This is a genomic window from Arcticibacter pallidicorallinus, assembly GCF_003002875.1.
Taxonomy (GTDB): Bacteria; Bacteroidota; Bacteroidia; order Sphingobacteriales; family Sphingobacteriaceae; genus Arcticibacter; species Arcticibacter pallidicorallinus.
Genome location: NZ_PVTH01000019.1, coordinates 1 through 1,938, shown reverse-complemented (window position 1 = coordinate 1,938; position 1,938 = coordinate 1). Strand labels below are relative to the sequence as shown.

General features: G+C 39.4%; 3 protein-coding genes. All 3 read left to right on the top strand.

Annotated elements, in window-relative coordinates:
- The first annotated feature begins 136 nt into the window (after positions 1 to 136).
- The 3 genes from B0I27_RS17320 to B0I27_RS17310 all read left to right on the top strand — a co-directional run bounded on the left by B0I27_RS17320 (position 137) and on the right by B0I27_RS17310 (position 1,824).
- Positions 137 to 619, top strand: coding sequence for a hypothetical protein (locus B0I27_RS17320; RefSeq protein ID WP_106295710.1), 483 nt, complete (start codon positions 137 to 139; stop codon positions 617 to 619).
- Positions 620 to 865: 246 nt separating this feature from the next.
- Positions 866 to 1,237 (top strand): hypothetical protein, encoded by a 372-nt coding sequence (locus B0I27_RS17315; protein ID WP_146133159.1) that lies wholly within the window; start codon positions 866 to 868, stop codon positions 1,235 to 1,237.
- A gap of 104 nt (positions 1,238 to 1,341) precedes the next feature.
- Positions 1,342 to 1,824, top strand: coding sequence for a hypothetical protein (locus B0I27_RS17310; protein ID WP_106295706.1), 483 nt, complete (start codon positions 1,342 to 1,344; stop codon positions 1,822 to 1,824).
- Positions 1,825 to 1,938 lie beyond the last annotated feature (114 nt).

Sequence of the window (1,938 nt, the reverse complement as noted above, 5' to 3'; positions counted from 1 at the left end):
GAAGACCAGGGGAATGTTTAGGTTGAGATAGAGCTTTCTTTGAAATGTTCCAGGTACTCATTAGCTCTAACCCTTCAACGATTCATATTGACAATTCAATGTTTTAAAGGTTACCTATTCTAAATTGTATGAAATTATGAAAAAATTAAAGCTAAACTTTGAAGAACTCAAAACTGAATTCGAAACCATTGACAATGATGCCATGAAATTAATCAGTGGTGGTTACGATTGTGTTTTTAACTTGATGGGGTACTTAAGTAGCCAGTATGGCGGATCAAACTCATCAAGCTATTACTATAGTAATTATAGTGGTGGTTGGCAGTATGACTCCTCGGGCAACACGATAGGAATTAGCAGCACCAGTGCTCAAGGTTACCTGTCTCAAAATTTCGACTACGATCCAACGCCGAGTTCTCTAGAGGTATATAATGCATTACATGGCTACGATAGTGCAACCGTAATAGCTAATATTTATATGGGCGGCATCACGCACGCCGTTGAAATCAGAAATCAACGTAGTAACGGATCTTATGAAATCTACGATCCATCCTCTGGCCAAACTTCAACAATCGGAGCAGGTCAAATCCAGTCTTGGGGACTTGTTTGTGGATCTAAGTAGCTGCCCGATATGAAAAGAATCCTCTTTACCTGTTTATTTGTCTTGACATGTACACAATTAAAAGCTCAACGTCCTATGGACTGGGCTTTTAAAATAGACCTTAAGGATTATAATGTTAAGTATTCTGAGCCAAAAGGGTTTCTTCACCTGGATTCCATGACCAGTTCATACTGCCTCAGTGATCGCTTGGAACTTTTTCAATATAGCTTAATTAATACTGAAGGAGACATAGCTATCCGATTTCTAATGATTCCAGTAACTCCAAGAACAGCGGAGCAAATGGAGCGAACGAGGCGGCTTTTCAATCTTAAGTATGTCACTCCACCAAATGAGAACTACATTAGAACCATTTATCTACAGTTGGAGGCTGATACAGCAAACCGGATTAAATACTACCCTAAGGCTTACGCTAAAAAAACTTTTAACGTCGATGTTGCCGGAGAATATGACAGGGAATGTAAGATGGCCTACAAAGACAAGTTCTATAAAAGTAAGGTCGTGTTCTTACATAAAGAGGACCGAATGGATTGCTTTATACATTATTTCTATGAAGAGGGCAAAGAGGAAAAAGTACGAGAAACGATTGCTAAGACCAGGGGAATGTTTAGGTTGAGATAGACCTTTCTTTGAAATGTTCCAGGTACTCATTAGCTCTAACCCTCAACAATTCATATTGACAATCCAATGTTTTGAAGGTAACCTATTCTAAATTGCATAAAATCATGAAAAAATTAAAGCTCAACTTTCAGGAACTCAAAACAGAATTCGAAACCATCGACAATGATGCCATGAGACTAATTAGTGGGGGTTACGACTGTGTTTTTAACTTGATGGGGTACTTAAGTAGCCAGTATGGTGGATCAAACTCATCCAGCTATTACTATAGTAATTATAGTGGTGGTTGGCAGTATGACTCCTCGGGCAACACGATAGGAATTAGCAGCACCAGTGCTCAAGGTTACCTGTCTCAAAATTTCGACTACGATCCAACGCCGAGCTCTCTGGAGATCTACAATGCATTACATGGGTATGATAGTGCGACAGTGATTGCTAATATTTATATGGGCGGCATCACGCATGCCGTTACAATCAGGAGTCAAAATTCTGACGGATCATACGAAATTTACGATCCTTCTTCCGGGCGAACCACTCAAATTGGATCAGGCCAAATTCAGTCTGTGGGACTTATATGTGGATCTAGATAGTTGCACTTATGAGAAGAATTCTCTTTATCTCGTTACTTGTCTTGATATGTACGCAATTAAAAGCTCAACGTCCGATGGACTGGGCTTTTAAGTTAAATCTTGAGCAATTCGATG

Bases quoted from the DNA above. Each gene is read 5' to 3' on its own strand.
- B0I27_RS17310 (WP_106295706.1), top strand. From the start codon at position 1,342: ATGAAAAAATTAAAGCTCAACTTTCAGGAACTCAAAACAGAATTCGAA.
- B0I27_RS17315 (WP_146133159.1), top strand. From the start codon at position 866: ATGATTCCAGTAACTCCAAGAACAGCGGAGCAAATGGAGCGAACGAGG.
- B0I27_RS17320 (WP_106295710.1), top strand. From the start codon at position 137: ATGAAAAAATTAAAGCTAAACTTTGAAGAACTCAAAACTGAATTCGAA.